Source organism: Candidatus Magnetobacterium casense, from assembly GCF_000714715.1.
Classification (GTDB): Bacteria; Nitrospirota; Thermodesulfovibrionia; order Thermodesulfovibrionales; family Magnetobacteriaceae; genus Magnetobacterium; species Magnetobacterium casense.
In genome coordinates, this window is record NZ_JMFO01000011.1 from 73,450 (window position 1) to 90,253 (window position 16,804).

At 49.2% G+C, this 16,804-nt stretch carries 21 protein-coding genes; 4 read left to right on the top strand and 17 right to left on the bottom strand.

Annotated features, from left to right (window positions below):
* Positions 1–222: 222 nt before the first annotated feature.
* Positions 223–1,449 (bottom strand): ABC transporter permease, encoded by a 1,227-nt coding sequence (locus Mcas_RS07940; RefSeq protein ID WP_040334974.1) that lies wholly within the window; start codon positions 1,447–1,449, stop codon positions 223–225.
* Positions 1,446–2,129 (bottom strand): ABC transporter ATP-binding protein, encoded by a 684-nt coding sequence (locus Mcas_RS07945; protein ID WP_040334975.1) that lies wholly within the window; start codon positions 2,127–2,129, stop codon positions 1,446–1,448. The genes Mcas_RS07940 and Mcas_RS07945 overlap by 4 nt, the downstream gene beginning before the upstream one ends.
* A gap of 129 nt (positions 2,130–2,258) precedes the next feature.
* Between Mcas_RS07945 and Mcas_RS07950 the strand changes: the two genes are divergently transcribed.
* Positions 2,259–3,191: a 1-phosphofructokinase family hexose kinase gene (locus tag Mcas_RS07950; protein ID WP_162176284.1), complete on the top strand. Its 933-nt coding sequence runs from the start codon at positions 2,259–2,261 to the stop codon at positions 3,189–3,191.
* A 29-nt stretch (positions 3,192–3,220) separates the two neighbouring features.
* On the opposite strand, the gene Mcas_RS07955 is transcribed toward Mcas_RS07950, so the two are convergent.
* Complete coding sequence (locus Mcas_RS07955) at positions 3,221–3,742, bottom strand: Uma2 family endonuclease (protein WP_040334977.1); 522 nt, start codon at positions 3,740–3,742, stop codon at positions 3,221–3,223.
* Positions 3,743–3,772: 30 nt separating this feature from the next.
* On the opposite strand from Mcas_RS07955, the gene Mcas_RS18110 reads away from it, so the two are divergent.
* Positions 3,773–3,943 (top strand): hypothetical protein, encoded by a 171-nt coding sequence (locus tag Mcas_RS18110; protein ID WP_156033263.1) that lies wholly within the window; start codon positions 3,773–3,775, stop codon positions 3,941–3,943.
* 50 nt (positions 3,944–3,993) lie between these two features.
* Here the strand turns inward: Mcas_RS18110 and Mcas_RS07960 are convergent, their stop codons facing one another.
* From Mcas_RS07960 to Mcas_RS18120, 7 genes are all read right to left on the bottom strand, one after another.
* On the bottom strand, positions 3,994–5,385 hold the full coding sequence (locus tag Mcas_RS07960) for a methyl-accepting chemotaxis protein (protein WP_052567018.1): 1,392 nt from the start codon (positions 5,383–5,385) through the stop codon (positions 3,994–3,996).
* A gap of 97 nt (positions 5,386–5,482) precedes the next feature.
* The gene (locus tag Mcas_RS07965; protein ID WP_040334978.1) at positions 5,483–6,688 is read right to left on the bottom strand and encodes a pyrophosphate--fructose-6-phosphate 1-phosphotransferase; all 1,206 of its coding nucleotides are present in this window, start codon (positions 6,686–6,688) and stop codon (positions 5,483–5,485) included.
* Positions 6,689–6,808: 120 nt separating this feature from the next.
* Positions 6,809–6,976, bottom strand: a complete 168-nt coding sequence (locus Mcas_RS18115; protein WP_156033264.1) for a hypothetical protein — start codon at positions 6,974–6,976, stop codon at positions 6,809–6,811.
* A gap of 21 nt (positions 6,977–6,997) precedes the next feature.
* Complete coding sequence (locus tag Mcas_RS07970) at positions 6,998–7,270, bottom strand: hypothetical protein (protein ID WP_040334979.1); 273 nt, start codon at positions 7,268–7,270, stop codon at positions 6,998–7,000.
* Positions 7,271–7,305: 35 nt separating this feature from the next.
* A complete protein-coding gene (locus tag Mcas_RS07975; protein ID WP_040334980.1) occupies positions 7,306–7,608 on the bottom strand; it encodes a hypothetical protein in 303 nt (100 codons plus the stop codon).
* A 27-nt stretch (positions 7,609–7,635) separates the two neighbouring features.
* Positions 7,636–8,712, bottom strand: a complete 1,077-nt coding sequence (gene waaC, locus Mcas_RS07980) for a lipopolysaccharide heptosyltransferase I (protein ID WP_052567019.1) — start codon at positions 8,710–8,712, stop codon at positions 7,636–7,638.
* A 42-nt stretch (positions 8,713–8,754) separates the two neighbouring features.
* Complete coding sequence (locus Mcas_RS18120) at positions 8,755–9,111, bottom strand: hypothetical protein (protein ID WP_156033266.1); 357 nt, start codon at positions 9,109–9,111, stop codon at positions 8,755–8,757.
* 537 nt (positions 9,112–9,648) lie between these two features.
* Between Mcas_RS18120 and Mcas_RS07990 the strand changes: the two genes are divergently transcribed.
* Positions 9,649–10,344, top strand: a complete 696-nt coding sequence (locus Mcas_RS07990; protein WP_156033267.1) for a hypothetical protein — start codon at positions 9,649–9,651, stop codon at positions 10,342–10,344.
* Positions 10,345–10,461: 117 nt separating this feature from the next.
* Here Mcas_RS07990 and Mcas_RS07995 read toward each other — a convergent pair whose 3' ends face one another.
* The gene (locus Mcas_RS07995) at positions 10,462–11,433 is read right to left on the bottom strand and encodes an ABC transporter permease (RefSeq protein ID WP_040334983.1); all 972 of its coding nucleotides are present in this window, start codon (positions 11,431–11,433) and stop codon (positions 10,462–10,464) included.
* Between the two features lie 306 nt (positions 11,434–11,739).
* Between Mcas_RS07995 and Mcas_RS08000 the strand changes: the two genes are divergently transcribed.
* The gene (locus tag Mcas_RS08000) at positions 11,740–12,132 is read left to right on the top strand and encodes an HU family DNA-binding protein (RefSeq protein ID WP_081853705.1); all 393 of its coding nucleotides are present in this window, start codon (positions 11,740–11,742) and stop codon (positions 12,130–12,132) included.
* Positions 12,133–12,344: 212 nt separating this feature from the next.
* On the opposite strand, the gene Mcas_RS16590 is transcribed toward Mcas_RS08000, so the two are convergent.
* From Mcas_RS16590 to Mcas_RS08020, 6 genes are all read right to left on the bottom strand, one after another.
* Positions 12,345–13,310, bottom strand: coding sequence for a lytic transglycosylase domain-containing protein (locus Mcas_RS16590; RefSeq protein WP_200873657.1), 966 nt, complete (start codon positions 13,308–13,310; stop codon positions 12,345–12,347).
* Between the two features lie 60 nt (positions 13,311–13,370).
* On the bottom strand, positions 13,371–13,580 hold the full coding sequence (locus Mcas_RS08010; protein WP_040334984.1) for a DUF8180 domain-containing protein: 210 nt from the start codon (positions 13,578–13,580) through the stop codon (positions 13,371–13,373).
* Between the two features lie 157 nt (positions 13,581–13,737).
* Positions 13,738–15,105: a B12-binding domain-containing radical SAM protein gene (locus Mcas_RS08015; protein ID WP_052567021.1), complete on the bottom strand. Its 1,368-nt coding sequence runs from the start codon at positions 15,103–15,105 to the stop codon at positions 13,738–13,740.
* A 64-nt stretch (positions 15,106–15,169) separates the two neighbouring features.
* The gene (locus Mcas_RS19180; RefSeq protein WP_156033268.1) at positions 15,170–15,274 is read right to left on the bottom strand and encodes a hypothetical protein; all 105 of its coding nucleotides are present in this window, start codon (positions 15,272–15,274) and stop codon (positions 15,170–15,172) included.
* 4 nt (positions 15,275–15,278) lie between these two features.
* Positions 15,279–15,545 carry a type II toxin-antitoxin system HicB family antitoxin gene (locus Mcas_RS19185; RefSeq protein ID WP_353740385.1) on the bottom strand — a complete coding sequence of 89 codons (267 nt, stop codon included), beginning with the start codon at positions 15,543–15,545 and terminating at the stop codon, positions 15,279–15,281.
* Between the two features lie 174 nt (positions 15,546–15,719).
* A partial coding sequence (locus Mcas_RS08020) for a transposase (RefSeq protein ID WP_040335016.1) occupies positions 15,720–16,804 on the bottom strand: 1,085 nt, incomplete at its 5' end.

The window sequence follows — 16,804 nt, forward strand, 5'->3', positions numbered from 1 at the left end:
TATGCTTTTACGCATCCTGGATTCCTGGTCAAGCCAGGAATGACCCCTGTTCGAGCCAGGGGCAGGCACACTTGGAAAACGGCTGTAACTGTCATTCCTGCAAAAGCAGGAATCCATGCCTTTTAACCGGGAAATAAATTTTACCCTGCTTTTTTAAGAGGATACCAATTGCTCATCGGGCACCCCCACTATATCGGTAACAGAGAGAGTGTGTTGTATTTTTTACCTTATGGCCTCAATGGGATTGAGGTTTGCGGCAGTGCGTGCCGGGGCAACGGCAAAGACTACGCCCACGACAATTGCCATTGCAAGCCCTATGGCAAAGGCCTTCCACGAAAAATAGATCGGAAACTCAGCCATCATCACGATTAACTTTGACGACGCAAGCCCCAGCACAAACCCAAGCAGTCCCCCCACGGTTGTCAGGATGGTTGACTCAAGGATGAACTGATGAAATATGTCGCTTTTTCTGGCACCCAAGGCACGCCTGATCCCGATTTCGTTTGTCCTCTCACTGACGGAGAGACTAAACAGGTTGGCCAGCACAAACCCTGACACCAACAGCGACACCACACCCGTAATCCCCAAAAACACCACAAGCGATCCCGTAAAGGCCACCAGGAAGCGTATGATCTCATCCGGACTGACAATCGTGAAGTCGTCACTCTGGTCGGACTTTATCCCGTGCCGGTGTCTCAGAAATTGCCTCAACTGTTCCGCCCATGATTTGAGATATGCGGTCTCCCTGAACCTGACCTTTACCATTGTGATGTAGCGGGATTCGTTTTGCAGCTTTCTCATCACCGTGGTAATGGGCATGATAATACGGTCGTTGATGTTGTGCCCCATCTGTGAGGCACTCCGCTGTGACAACACCCCCACCACGCGGCATTGCAGCCTGTCAACGAGGATAGTTTTACCAACGGGGCTTATTTGGTCAAACAGTTGCATGGCTACGTGCTGACCCAACAGACACACGTTGCGACGCCCCGTGACGTCATCGGCTGAGATGTCTCCCCCCTCTGCTATGGCCCAGCTCCAACTGGCGGTATAATCAAAAGTCGAACCGATTACCAGGGTCTGGTGCTTGTGGTCGCGGTAGGATACATCAACCCCGCCCCTGGTGGCCATGGGGGTGACGAAGTAGGCCGATGGGAAGTTTCCCCCAATGGCATCGGCGTCATCAAGGGTCAGGGTCTTCTGCCTCTGTGCCACTGCCCGAATCTCCGTCCCCCCGCCCAGGACGAGCAAAGAGTCCGGCCCAAAGATGTCAATGATGTCGTATGCCTTCTTGTATGCCCCCTCCACTGTGGCCACGATTACCGTTATGGCTGCTATGCCCAGAGATACACTCAGGATGCAGAAAAACGCCCTCAGCTTAAACGCCACAACCGCCCTGAATGCATCAATGGCAATCCCCGTCAATCGTCTAACGCCTTGCAGACTCATGCGGCAGTCACGAGTTGACCGTCCTTGATGGTCAACACCTTGTCGGCGTATGCGGCTATGTCCCTGTCGTGGGTGACGAGCACTATGGTCTTGCCACTGTGGTGGAGGGCCTTGATGATGGCCATGATTTCGCCGGCAGTTGTGCTGTCCAGTTGGCCTGTAGGTTCATCGCATATGAGCAACTGGGGGGTATTGATAAGCGCCCGTGCGATTGCCACGCGCTGTTGTTGCCCACCGGAGAGCTGTCTGGGTTTGAAGTCTGCCCTGTCCTGCAGGCCCACCAGTTTAAGCACCTCCTCAGCCCTACGGGAGGTGTCTGCCGTGGAATTTTCTTTGTACAGGGTTGGCAGCAGCACGTTTTCCAGCACCGTGGCGTAGTGAAGCAGGTAAAAGCTCTGAAACACAAACCCGATCAGTTCGTTTCTTATGGTCGATAGTGTATCGTCATCTGTCCGGGAGACGTCCTTGCCATTGAGGACGTAACTGCCCGAGGTTGGTACGTCCAGGCACCCAAGAATATTCAGCAGCGTGGTCTTTCCCGAGCCGGATACCCCCATGATGGCAAAGAAATCACCACGGTTAAGCGTCATCGAAACCCCCCGGAGGGCCTCAACCGTTATGTCGCCCACCCTGTAGGTCTTGCATACGTTGCTGAGTTGGCCAAGCAGATATTCATCCATAGCTTTAATTATATACGAAAAGAGTAAAAAAGTGAGCACCTCCAGGGTAATCCATTTGACCGTGAAATAAGAAATAAGTAGCTCCGCACACGTCATATGTTATAATTGTCTCAGTTGATGATTATAACAGTGACACTTAATCCCTCGATAGACAGAACTCTGAGAGTGGATGACTTCAGGGTTAGCGGTGTCAATCGTGGGGAGGCACTGATGGTCTGCCCTGGGGGGAAGGGGATCAACGTCTCCCGTGCCGTTGTGCGCATGGGGGCGGAGGGCATTGCCCTTGGCTTCGTTGGCGGCAGGACGGGTGGGATGATCGTTGAGATGCTCAGGCAAGAGGGAATAGACTTTAGGTACGTTGAAGTTGAGCAGGAGAGCAGAAATTGTTATGGCATACTGGATGTGCTAAATGATGAGACCAAAAACGCAGGGGAGACGATACTCAATGAGCTGGGGCCTGTCGTCTCAACCGGCGAAGTGAACAGATTCAAGGCGCTCTATGCGGAGACGGTAACAGCCGGGGCAATCGTAGTGCTCTCCGGCAGCATGGCCAGGGGGATTGACGATTGCCTGTATGCAGAGTTGATATCCATTGCGCACCAGAGACAAGCCAAGGTTATTCTCGATACCAGCGGCAGTGCCCTTGCAAGGGGGATTGAGGCAGCACCGGATTTCCTCAAGATAAACGCAGCAGAACTACACGGACTCACCGGGAGGGTTGACGGTACCCTGGAGGAGACGATTTCGGATGTCGAATGCCTCCTGAACCTGGGCATTTCAACGGTGGTCATTACCCGTGGCAGGGATGACGCACTTGCCTTTACATCAGGCACGGCGTGGAGGATTACCCCCCCGCAGGTGGCAACGGTAAACAGTTGGGGCAGCGGTGACTGCGTTGTTGCCGGCATGGCCATAGCCTTGGCAGATAACACGCCCCTGCAGCAAACCTTACGGCTTGCAATAGCATCCGGTACGGCCAACACCCTCTGCTACGGTGCCGGTTTCATCAGCATGGACAAGGTTAAGGAGTTGGCTACGGCTGTCGTTGTCAGCGACTTATGAGAAAAGCCCTTTACGATTACCTCTTGGCCTTATTCCTCAAAGACGTCCTTAACATCAAATTCAAGCCCTTCAATGACTCTGGACCTTACCACTCCCTCACCTTCTGCCAGGGAAAACAACTCGTAAGCATCCCCCTCAATGGTAAACACTTCTATGGTTTCAAGCTCCGGGATGACAATCCAGTACTCAGGCACTCTGAAATCTTCGTAGATTTTCTTCTTGGTTACGGTGTCTTTACCATGAGAGCCTTTAGATACAATCTCACATACCATGTCGGGCACGCCCCTGATCCAGTCTTGCACGATGACCATGTTCTCTCTTCTGATAAACAAGATGTCGGGTTGTAATCTTTGCTGCCCTTCCTTGAGGATAACGTCAAGGGGTGCATAATACACCTTTCCAATCTTGACCTTTTCCATATGTCTGTCTATTTTCCTGTAAATATTACTGCTGATACTTTGATGTCGTTCAAAAGGACTTGGCGACATAACTTCCACCCCATTGATTATTTCAGTCAAGTCTAAATCCTTCTCTAATATTTGTGTTGTCATAAACCTATTGTACCATAAGGACACGCTATAGTGTACATAATTTATGTCTCAAGATTGCCAGTATGTCCGAGACTCCGGCAGGTAACATTCCCCCTCCAACAGACCGTACAGTTTGCAATAACATCCGGTACGGCTAACACCTTCTGCTACGGTGCCGGTTTTATAAGCATGGCCAAGGCTAAGAAACTGACTACGCCGTAATGGTCAGCGACTTATAAAAAAACGCTTTTTTGTGTGTGTTTCTCTCTGTCTTAACCCTTGTTCCAATTAAGCGACTGTGGTGCAGATCCTCGTTTTTTGGGAGCAGCTTTTTGTCCTCGCCCGGAACCCGTGGAGCTAAACTGACCCAGCACCTTTTCAAGACTTGACGAAAGGTCAGTCAGGTCTGTCGATGCACGCGATATCTGCTCTGCATCAGAGGATGTTTCGTTGGCTGCGGCTGCTATGGATTCTATGTCGGTTGTCATGGTTTCGGTTACGGTGGACATCTCTTCGGTGGCGGAGGCTATCTGTAGTACCATAGTCTGAAGCTCCTGCACACTGCTGACGATGGTTTGCAGAGCAGTCCCGGCCTCTTGGGAGAACCGTGAGCCGGATTCAACGCGCTTGAGACTCTCCTCCATCGATGACACGGCCTTGTCCGTTTCCCGCTGGATGGCGTTTATCATTTCACTGATTTCGGTGGTGGCCTTGGCCGTTTTTTCGGCGAGCTTCCTTACCTCATCGGCAACAACGGCAAAGCCTCTGCCTTGTTCACCGGCCCTGGCTGCCTCTATGGCGGCGTTTAAGGCCAGCAGGTTTGTCTGGTCCGCTATGTCGTTTATAACGCTTACGATATCGCCGATCTGTTTGGAGCGATCCCCCAGGGTGGTCATCACCTGGGCCAGGTTAGAGACGGTGTTGGATATCTCATCGACCTCGTTGACGGTCTTGATGACAACGTCGGCGCCCTTTTGTGCAGTTGTCAGGGTTTCGCTGGCTGAGGCGGCTATCTCCGAGGCGTTCTTGGCTATATCTATAACTGTCTGAGACATCTCCGTCGAAGAGGTGGACAACTGCCCTGCCCTCGTTGCCTGGTCATCGACCTTGCGGGTTATCTGCTGCACAGAGTTCGATAACACCTCCGAGGCCGACGTCAACTGCCCCGCCGTATCGGATATCTGATCGATAACGCCAGCTAACGACTCCTTCATCCGATTAACCGCACCCACGAGCGTGCCAACCTCATCACGGCTATCCACACGCATGGATTCCACGTGGAGGTTGCCCTCGGAGATAGACTCCGCCGTACTGGCGATATTAATGATTGGCTGGGTTATTGACTTGTTTAAGAACATGGCTATCAACACACTTACCACCATACCCAGGATGACCATAAAAATCATCGAAATAATTACCGTACTTTCTGTAGAATCAGCCTCCTCTTTTATTTTCTTGGCTGCATCCTGGATCGTCCTCGCCTTTGACTGGTCTTTAGTCCCAATCTCTGCTGCCAGGCTCTGACTAAGCTCCTCTGCCTTGTCTGTTTGTGTTATCAGCTTTTCCACACTTATAAAACCTACAACACCGGTTATCAGTATAAGACAGAACACTATAGCGAAACCCAGATACAACTTGGTCTTAATCTTCATCTCATTTAACATATTTACTTACTCCATAAATCTAATGTTTTTTAATAAAGGCCCCACCCCTCAGCTATCACCAATGAATGAGGCCGTTTTGTTGATTATAACACGTATGCTACTTGAGGTCCGGCTGTCCGATGTCTTTTATCAGGGCCTTAAACCAGTCCACGTTTGGATCAAAGGGCTTGCCCCCCTTGATACGCGTAAATTCGATGGCACGCAATACGCCGTTTCTCTCCTCGTCATGTCCAAGTATCCCCGGGATGCCCGCAACGGCCATCTCCACGGCCAGGTCCGTCATGGACTTTATCAGCATGATGTCATGGATATTTGGTCGGGCTGCACGGGCATAGTAACCGCTCTTCTGTACGAGCACCTTGCCGGCTCCGATCATGCCTGAGAGGGTGTCGGCGTGCCACTGTCCGACGTTGACCTTGTCCAGTTTCACGTGACCAAAGGCATCGCGTGGCACCTCAAGTCCCTTGGACTCAAGCTCTTTTACTATGCCTGCCGCTCCGGCGCCTTCGGATATGAATATCTTGGCACAGTCGTTCTTTGCCAGCTTGTCCTTGAGAAGGGCGGCCAACTTGTTCAGGTCAAACTCGACCTCCGGTATGAGTACGGCATCCACCCCGTAGGTGTTGCTTGAGATACCAAAGGAGTCCACAAAGGATATCCTCTTGAGCAGCTTGTTGTACTCATAGGCGGTTCTTGCCGTCAGATATCCGCAGTTTCTACCCATAACCTCATGGACGATCAACATTCCGGGGTTTGCCGAAGTTTCGCCGACGACGTTCAAGAAGAAGTTTGCCCCGTGTTCTGCCGCCGTGTAGGCTCCAAGTGTTTGCACGATGGGTGAGACGTCGTTGTCCACGGTCTTGGGCAGGCCGATGACGGTCAGCTCATAGCCGTTTTCGTGCAGGTACTTTGCCAGGTCGGCAGCCGTGAGGCTTGTGTCATCACCGCCGATGGTGTGCAGTACCTCTACGCCGAGTTCCTTGAGATTTTCGGCTGCCACGTGCAGGGGATTCTGTCCCTCCTTGACCAAGCCCTTTTTGACGCAATCCTTGACGTTTGTCAGTTTCACGCGGCTATTGCCAAGCGGACTGCCGCCAAACCCATGCAGCAGGTGGGCGTTCTGTCTTACCTCGGGTGTAACAGTTATGAAGCTCTTACGCAACAGGCCGTCATAGCCGTTGGTAAATCCGATGATCTCCGTCTCCGGTAATATCTCACTGTAACGCTGGATGAGTCCCCCCACCGCCGAACTTAGACATGGCGCCAATCCGCCCGCCGTTAATAGCGCTACCTTTTTAGGCATAAAATGACCTCCTTATTACAATAATTATACAGTATACACATTTAAGCGTACAATAAGCAAAGACTTTTTCTGACAACAAAAAATTGGGGGGCAAACCTCCCCCCCTCCACCGTACAACGCCTACCACGTAATGACCTTGTCGCTGCTGACAACGCTGTCAATAATCTTGCCGTAGTCCTTGTCGGTGCGCATGTCGATGGTAGTAAGTTCTGCGTGTTTTTTCATCTCATCTATGATGACCTTGCCCGTGGGGTTAAGGTCCTGTTTCTGGATTAGTAGTACTTTCATGTTACCTCCATGGGTGTTTTGTTAGTAAGCAAGGATATTGTCATACTCCAGGAGTTTGCTGCCAATTTCCTCTGTTGTGACGTACTGTATGTCGTCGTAGTCCTTGATGTTTGTGCACAGGTTCATGCCCATGTCCTTGATCATCTCAAGGTTCATGGAGTTTTCTTCGTTTTCGACGATCTTCTTGTCCAGGATAAAGACATCTATAATGTCGTCCATGACGGTTATACCGATGCTCATCCTCAGCGCCTCACCCTGTCTGTCTCTTACGAGTACTGCTATTTTCTTGGCCATAGTGTTAGTTGTCTCCTGCAGTTGTTTATTGTTTGTTAAATGAGGATCACCCGGTCGGCGTCCTGGTTCATTACTGAGTTCTGGTACTGACTGCCGGCGGTGATGCACGCCGGGATCATACCCTCGGTAACGTCTCTGAGCTTTGCGCTGTGGTCGCACAGGCTCATGCTCACACCGGGCAGGTCCTTCAGCGCCTGGATATCTGCATCCTGTGAGTGTCGTATGCCGTCATCCATCATGAAGATGATGACGGTGTATCCCTTGCCTGCCGCTGCCTTGGTCAGACCAACGATGTCTTCCTTAAAACCATCCCTCGTTACAAGTAAACCGATAGTCATAATATCTGCCTCCTTTGTTTTGAATATCTAAAGCCGTATAAGTGTTCTTGCCGCCAGTGGGTCAACCTCCCGGCAAGCGTCTGAGAAAACACTGTCTATTATTGTTTCATAAACCGATTGAAAAGATAAATCCCTCAGACATTTTTTTGTTCTGCAATTTTTCTTACGGCATGGCGAACATGCAATTGCGGTTCTGAAGACGTGTCCAAAACTGCCATATGGGCCTGTGAGTTGTGGGTCTGTGGGGCCAAAGACGGCAAACACCGGGACTTTCAGGGCTGCTGCGATGTGCATGGGGCCGGTGTCGTTGGTGAGCACAAGGCGTGCCCTGGCGATTATACCGACGATATCCTTTAAGGAAGTCCTGCCGGCAAGGTTTATGGCCTTCCCTGCCGAGTGTGCTACCACCGCCGCTGCGGCCTCTGCATCGTCGTTGCTGCCGATGACAACCGAGGATACAGGTAGTCTTGCGGCCACCTGACCGAACTTCTCCGGCTCCCACTGCTTGGTCCGCCACCGTGCACCGGGGACTATGACGGCAAAGTCCTTACCCGCAAGCCCCTCCGGCGGATTACCCATAGGTAGGGGGAAGTTCACCGAAGGTGTCTTGCACCCAAGTGTCGTGGTTGCCACCCGCAGGTATCTTTCAACGGCATGAAAATTCCGGCCACCCTCTACGAGCTGATTGTAAAACAGCCTGCTGCCCTCTCTGGCCTCCTTGAATCCGATCCTCAGCGGGCATCCCGACAGTGCCGCTACAAGCCCGCTCCTGAACAACCCCTGCAGATCAACGACGACATCGAATCGCTCCTCTCTCAGGCCGATCCGTAACGCGTTGAGTTCTGCAATTGTCTCCTTGATGCGCCCGGGTCTCTTCCATTGGTCTTTGTCTATGGCCCAGAGCCTGTGTATCATCGGATGGCCATCCAGGAGATCGTACAACCCCCTGGCGATGACCCAGTGGATTTCGGCCTGCGGATACCCCTGGCGTAAGGCGTTCAGAAAAGGCAGCGCATGGATGACATCCCCCAGGGAGCTTGGCTTGATGATCAGTATCTTCATTGCGTTTATTTTTTTCCCCTGTACTGTTGGCTCTTGTATCACGATTGCCGGTTTCTCCAAAATATCATTAAATACGCTTTCCCTTTAGACCGCTAGTATTGTACCATACCACCGGCAGTCAATTCCACCAGCAGGCAATTCGTCATATTGACAGCGATACGGAGATATGTTATCATCGATGCATAAAATGTATCCTATTGATATTTCATGGTAACTATACTTTACGGCAAGAAAGAAAGGGGCGGTTTGTGGCAGGGGTGCCCCACCCCCTCCGCCCCCCTTCAGAACCCCCCGCAAGGGGAGGGGCGAGGCGCCCCGGCCGGAAAGAAGTCCCCTTGACCCCATTTTACTATGCTTTTTTAATATGAAATGGTTGGATAGAAAGGGGTATTTGTTTGTTATCTTTCTTTTACTGTTGACTTCCAATATCCTTTCAAGCATAGTGTTAATCTCTTTTATGACCTACGACCATAGAGAGCCATTGCCTTTATATGTTCTTATTTTTCCTATTACAATGGCGCTTATTTTTGTGGCCGGCACATTTACCTTATGGAAGCTTAAAAAACACTTGCGTAAAATACGGAAAGCTATTATAGCGACTATATTTATAGCAGCTCCTGCTTACTTGCTTATATCGGATGTTCTGCGCAAAAAAAGGCTTACTTCCTTTAAATATAAGGTTTTATAAAAGAAAATGTGTAAACACGTAGACACTAAAACTTGATTTTATTAGTGAGGCATGGTATAATACATTTCATGATAACTTATTAATATAGCAAAGAATTTTAAAATGTAGACACTATCAATTTTGAATAATCGTTTAGTGTCAAGGGGTTACACGATTTTTTACAGTCAAAACCCAGAACATCCGTTATATTTGTTACAGGGAACTTGCTATTTGCTAGCTATTTAATCTCAATGATATGGTTTTCCTGTTTACTCGTTACTGAAAAAATAAGCTTTAACACGGCGGTGTTCGTGTTAGATATTGTACTCCTGGCGTTGTTAGCGGTGGGGTTGCATGTGTTTGTGAAGTGGTTCTATCCAAAGTTAAAGCGCCTCCGCAACGAAACACCAACAACCTGGCAATTGAGATGGACACTTGTCTCTGTGGCAGCCTTTGTCCTTATATTTATCGCCGGCATAGCAACAACGACATCGATTCACCGGTTGAGCTGGACCGACAACTCCCCGCCTCTATTAGAGACACTTTTAACATGGGCTGAGGGCGTTGACGCCAGGGATAAGGTAAAAGCCATCAACTCAGCGGCAAGGGGTGCCGTCTCTGACCTGCAAGTCTATTTGAATTCATATGCAGCGGGTAACCCGTATCTAATCGTAACAGACAGTAGCGGTAAGCAAGGTTGTATCGAGGTCGAAAACGCAGCGGTTACCGGTAAGACCTGCCAGGCGGTATACAACCAGGCCAATTCTGCCCTCTACACGTCCTTCCCGGGTGGCATGGATGAAGTAATCAGCGACTTTATAAGAGACCGCACCAACAAAGGAGACAAAAATCCATTTACGAAGTTGCCCTTGTTTGTAACCACACACACCACACAGGGAGATATTGTCTTAACTGCCGTGAATAGCCAGACTATTAGCATCACGGCCTACGCCAACAACACTGCAAAACCGATCTTTAGCGCGATTGTAACGGTATCAGCAAAATAACGCTGTAGTGATGAACATGCAGTGGTGGAGCAAATACGTGGCCCTTTTAATGGGGTCAAGGGGGGTCAGGAGCGTCCTGGAGCGACAAAGAAGCGGAGCCGCCCCTTTTTTTTCTTGTTACTTTCGGATTCTGGGGTCTGCGATGGCGTAGCCGATATCGGCGGCAAGGTTGCCTGCCAGAGTCAGGACTGCACCGATGGTCAGTATGCCCATCACCAGGGGGTAGTCCCTCATCATGACGGCCATGTAAAAGAGCTGTCCCATCCCCGGGATGCCAAAGACCTGCTCAAAGATAACGCTGCCCCCGATGAGTCCCGGTATGGACAATCCCAGGATGGTGATTATGGGCAGGAGGGCGTTTCTCAGGGCGTGGACGTAGATGACCTTGCCTTCGGTTAACCCCTTTGCCCGGGCCGTGGTGATGTAGTCCTGACGTATCACCTCAAGGAGACTCCCCCGCATATATCGGGAGATGCCGGCAAGCCCCCCGAATGAGGATACAAACACGGGCAAGACCAAATGCCTTGCCATATCCACCACCTTGCCCCAAAGACTCAACCCTTCGTACCCCAACGACTTAAGCCCCGATATGGGCAGCACGTGCAGGTACGTGCCAAACAACATCATCAACAGCAGGGCCAACCAGAAGGCCGGCATCGCAAAACCCACAAACACGAGCAGGGTCGTAACCTTGTCATACATGGAATGCCTGTGGGTGGCAGACAACACCCCTATGGGGACGGCAGCAACAAAGATAATGGTCAGCGATAGCAGGTTTATCCCAAAGGTCACAGGCAGTCTCTCCTTGATCTTGTTCCAGACGGGTCTGTGGTCTGAGGAAAATGACTCACCGAAGTCCAGTCGCACAACCCGGCCAAACCACCGTGTGTACTGTTGCCATATGGGTTTGTCCAGACCATAGTATTGCAGGAGTCTGGTGCGTGCCTCCGGTGTGATCTTGGGATTCATATCGGTTAAGACGTCCGTGGGTTTGCCCGGGGCCAGGTGGATTATCAAAAAGCTGATTATCGTTATCCCCACAAACGTGACGACCATCTCGGTAGCCTTCTTAAATAAATACGTAAGCATATGAAGTTACTCTCCTGTATGCTAACATTAATGTAGCGTCTTTGTAAAACAGAGTTCTTCGGCAGAGTGCTAAACGGGGACTGTTGTGATATAAGCGTATATAATCAGCATGTTGCAACAGCCCTTAAAATCAGGACATGGCATGTATGTTGGCTATTTTAGGGGATATTGGACAGGTATTGACAATAGACAAAAAAAATATAAATTTTTCTTCAAAATGCTTTACAAATTCAAAACAATTCTGTATCATAAAAAAACATAGGCTTTACGCCGTAAGAACGATATAACTAACTTTTAGGAGGATCTATGACAAAGGCACAGCTTGTTTCTTCCATTGCTAGTGACACCCAAATGAGCAAACACGAGGTTCTGAAGATCGTCGAGTCGTTTATGAAGAACGTTACAAAGGCACTCACCACCGACGGCAAGGTCACACTGGTTGGTTTTGGCAGTTTTTCAGCCAGGGAGAGAAAGGCACGTGAGGGACGTAATCCAAGAACGGGAGACGCTATAACAATCCCCGCTGCCAGAGTCCCTAAGTTTATAGCCGGGGCAGCCTTAAAAGACGCTTTGGTCGTCAAGGAACCCACAGCTAAAACCTCAAATAAAAGCACAGCTAAAAATCAACCTGTAAAGAAAGTTGCCGACACGCCAAAAACCGAACCAATAAAGGCAGGTAAGAAAGTCAAGAAAAAATAGGAGATGGCATACATTAATTAAGGCCAACTAAAAAACGGCAGTCCTGCACAAGTAGTGACAACCGGTGATTTAGCCCCTGATTTGTCAAAAATCGAGGTGTTGCAAGTCACTATCAGTGGCAGGGCTGTCCCCAAAAAGTAAGGTTGGCAGCAATTGCCCTGTCTTACCGCAAAAAACTGCAACAGGAGGTTTTCCTTGCGCAGAGTGTATCCCTAGGCCATTAACATATCCGGTGGCGCTGCTCCCTCTGCAAAATTGCGGTAATAGCCCTCGACTTTTGCTATGTAGTTGCGTGTCTCCGTGGGCATCTTATGCGGTATTCTTTCCAGGTTTCCCATACCCCAGTTATAGGCGGCAAGGGTTAACCGCACGTCACCGTTGTAACGGTCAAGCAACTGGCGCAGATAACGTGTGCCTCCCATGATATTCTGCTTGGGATCAAAGGAGTTCTTTACGCCGAGGCCTGCCGCCGTTGAAGGCATCAATTGCATCAATCCCCGTGCGCCCGCATAGGATTGGGCCTTGGGGTCTCCGTTACTCTCTGCCATTATAACCGCCTTTATAAGCGCCGGATTGACCTCATACTTCTGTGCCGATTCATTTATGATTGCCTCATACTTATCCAGCACCTTGTATTTACCTGAATTCTCATCTTTTGCCTCTGCAGAAGAGGAGTTGTTGTCGCCATCCGTGGCAGCCACGGAGATTTGGTCAGGCTCTGTTGCAGTCTGCCCATTTATGCCTTTTCCGGTTTCGTTCTTTACGGTGCGGGCAGTCTGTTCCTGGGGTTTTTTGGCCTGCTTTATGCCTGAGACGTCCACGGCAGCCCCAGGATGAGAGGGCAGCGATACGGCTGCAATCTTCTTCTGTGCCAACTGTGGCAGGTACAACGGAAGCGGAAGCATGGGGAGAAACCCACCAACTCCGCTGCTGCTACCACTAAACATAGTATCCTCGGAGGGGAATAAAGCTGAATTGCTATGGTTGACAAAAATGTCAAGTATCCTGCGCAGCGAGTCAACCACCGACATATCCAACGGCCTCAAGTGCTCATCATCGTTTAGTGCCCCCGTCAGGATTCTCCTGAAGTCCGAACTGAACTCGGCGCCCTGCGCTACTGCCAGTCTCGTGTCCTTGCTGAAAGCATCTGTCCTGTTGTCGTTAATGTTTTTAATCATAATACACAACTTTATCAAGATTCATGCCAGATATGGTTGCTGCATCTCAGTATCTGGTGTCTATGGTTTTTCTGTGAGCAATCTCAATGCCTTATCGAATAATTCGTTCACCCTGAGACTCTCCTCAGATATCTCCCGCATGACCTCGGACAACTCCGTGTGTCCTTCTTCTGACATCTTTTGAGACCATTCATGGTAGGTGCCGGCATGTTCAACGTTGTGATGCTTCCAGTGAAGGAGCATGGTCTGTAGCTTTTCTAGGTTTGTCATTGATACTCCTGTCGTTTAAGTTTCTATCAGTATAAAAATTGCCACGTACTGACAATTTATTGACATCTGTTTTATGATCCCCCCTGTGAGATATCTCGATCCGTTAATGTATCAGTTTTTGTGTACCATAACCGGCAAATGCAAGAGCCGGCAAACGCTATTGGTTCAGTGAATCGGCATAGCCCTGGATATCTTTGAGGGCCTTTTTGACCATCCGCCGGCTATACAGACCGAAGGCGGCATAGAACAGGTCAAGAGACTTCATGTGTCGCCAGAAGTGTTTCAGGCTGTAGAACCTCTCCATTGCCTTTATGGTCTCCACCTGGAGGTGTTGGGGCTTGATGGTGGCCGTTTTGTAGACGACGTGGTTGATGTCGTACTTGGACCAGTCGGTGTGCAGGAGCCTTTGTGTTGCCTTAAAGTCCTCATACAGTGCGGTTCCGGGCAGTGGGGTCAGGATCATGAACTGCACCGAATCAAGTCCGCTATCGATGGAAAACTCGGCGGAGTCAGTGATCGTTTCGATGGTGTCTGTGTCGGCACCAAAGACAAACATGCCGTGTATCTTTATTCCATGTGTCTTGAGGGCGGCAACACACCTTATGTTATCATCGACCTTCTGGTGCTTGTTGTAGTCCTTGAGGGCTTGGGCGCTTGTTGACTCAAAGCCGATGGATGCGGTAAACTTCCCCGACCTGGCCAGCAGACCCAGGAGTTCCTCGTCCCTGTATATGTCAGGACGAACCATTGCAGACCATCGTGGCTTTATGCCCTCAGCGATCATGCGGCGTAGTATCTCCTTGGTTCGTTTCTTGTTGGCGGCAAAGTTGTCGTCAACGAAAAACAATGGAGACCTTGATACTGATGCTATGCGCCTCAGCTCATTCACCACCCTTTCAACAGAGCGAAATCGGTATCTCCTGCCAAACATGGGACTTACCAGGCAGAATCGACAGTTAAAGGCACACCCCCGTGAGGTGGCAATGGGGTGGATATTGGAGTTCCTCCAGCCATGCACGAGTGTATAGTCCGGGTCGGGCAGCGAGTCGAGGTCTGCGACGAACTCCGACGGCGGATTGTGGACATCGTTGCCGGCCTTATCCCTGTAGGACAGTCCGTTGATTGAATTCAGGGCGGGAGTTCCGCTCTTAAGCGACTCCACAAGTTGCAGGAGCGCCCTCTCCCCCTCGCCCCTGATGACAAAGTTGGCGTGTTGCAGTGCCTCCCCTGCCATGAACGTGGGGTGTGCCCCGCCCATCACCACCGGTATCCCGAGCTTTCTGGCCCTGTCTGCCGTCTCATAAGCCACATGGACTGTAGAGGTAATGGTGGATATGCACAAAAGGTCTGAACGCTCAATGAAAGACCAGTCCGGTGTGCGGATATCCTCAATGAACGTCTTTACCTCATAACCCTGCTGTCTAAGCAGCGTTGACAGTAAGACAGCCCCTAAACGTGGTATAGGGAATCTCCTGAATATATTTGACAGCGGAGACCTCGTCTCAATAAATGCTATTGTCTTCATACAGTTATTATATCCGGCTACAGTGTACTACACTTGCCCGTACTTTAGCAAGAGGTCGAATTGTTTATACTTCTCTCCGCTGCAGGTGGAGTTCTTCTATGGAAAAATCAGATATCGGCACGTTATATTCAGCCATCAGATCAAAGAGATCATGCCGGGTTATTCCCAGGAGTTCAGCGGCCTTGCCCTGAGATCACTGGCAAGGGGTGCCCCATCTTAAGTCCGAGCAGTATCCAGTCTTCCAATGTGGAACTAAGCTCACTTTCACATTCACTTAATTTAGCCCCAAAGGCTATGACACCCTTACAGATTGGTATCCGACCAACAAAAGTATCGTCTTGTAGCCTGTCATATACGGCAACAGACATTGCTTGTTCAATGTATTCACTCAAGATATCAGGCGCAATCTTTAAAATGAGCCTCTTGCAAAAAGAAATCAAAAATCCCTACAAATATCTACTCTCTCATCTTTAATGAGGTCTAAATTTTATTCACTCACATAAAAATCTCCAAATCTTCTATTTTATCGGACATAATTGCCAATTTGTTCTGATTTTAGACGCATTTCTCCCTCATAATGCTAAAACAACCTTTTTTTAGGTATCTTTTATCGTTTAGGTTATCAGTTTTAACATTTGATCGGCAAATAAGACAACAATTCCGATCATCAAGTGCATCTTTACTTTCATGCTTCCCCTTACCAAAACATTATTTCCACCAAATTCGGTCTTCAATCTACCATTGACTCTTTCGATTGTAGTACGTTCATTATATCTTATAGCCTCTGCAGTGGACATTGGTAAAACGCTGCCACGGCGAGGATTTTTGTCTATTATTGGTACATGTCCAAGATTTTTGCTTGTATCGTATATTGTTTTTGCGTCGTAGGCTGAATCCATGAGGTCATAGAAATATGTCACCCTATCTGTTGCCATCTTCATCATTGGAATTGCTGCCTGACTATCATGCAAAGAGGCCGACGTGAGGGCTACTGCTACAGGAAGACCACAGTCAGTTGTACCTATGTGTAACTTAAACCCTATCCATGTCATCTTGTAACCCTTGGAATCTACCTTACAGCCTACATCGCATACGCATGGCAACTCTTTCAACGAATCTTCGTAACTCTCGTTGACTTGTCTATCAATACGCTTCTCTTCTACCTTTTTTTCCCTTTTCTCTCCGTTCTTAGGTCTACCTAATTTTTTCGGCTCTTCTGCCTCAATCACCTTTTTTTCTTTCTTTTGCGGCTTTTCATTGCCCTCTATTGCTGTAGAATCCAGTGACATATGACCAATCAATTCGTCCCTTAGATACTCTTTAATTAACGCTTCATGCACTTTATCACCTATCCCATGTAGTGCATATTCAGCAAAAGCACGTGAGAATGTTGATTCTGATGGTATATCTTGTATTTTAGCAAATCCACATATCTTTCTCAGATTTGGCATCGTTTTTAGAGATTCTATCAAAAGACTTGTCGTAGGGTAATTATAGACAACTTTGGCTACAAACGCTCTGCCAATTGCATACCTCTCCTTGAGTTTACGACCTATGCATTGACTGTCTACCCACCACATATGTCTTTCTATCTGAACTATCTCCAGGATTGTAACTAACTGCTTTTGTTTCTTGGTTATTGAATCGGTAAGTATTTCTTCCAACTCTGGGAACAGTACCCGTTGTATATTTCCTGCTA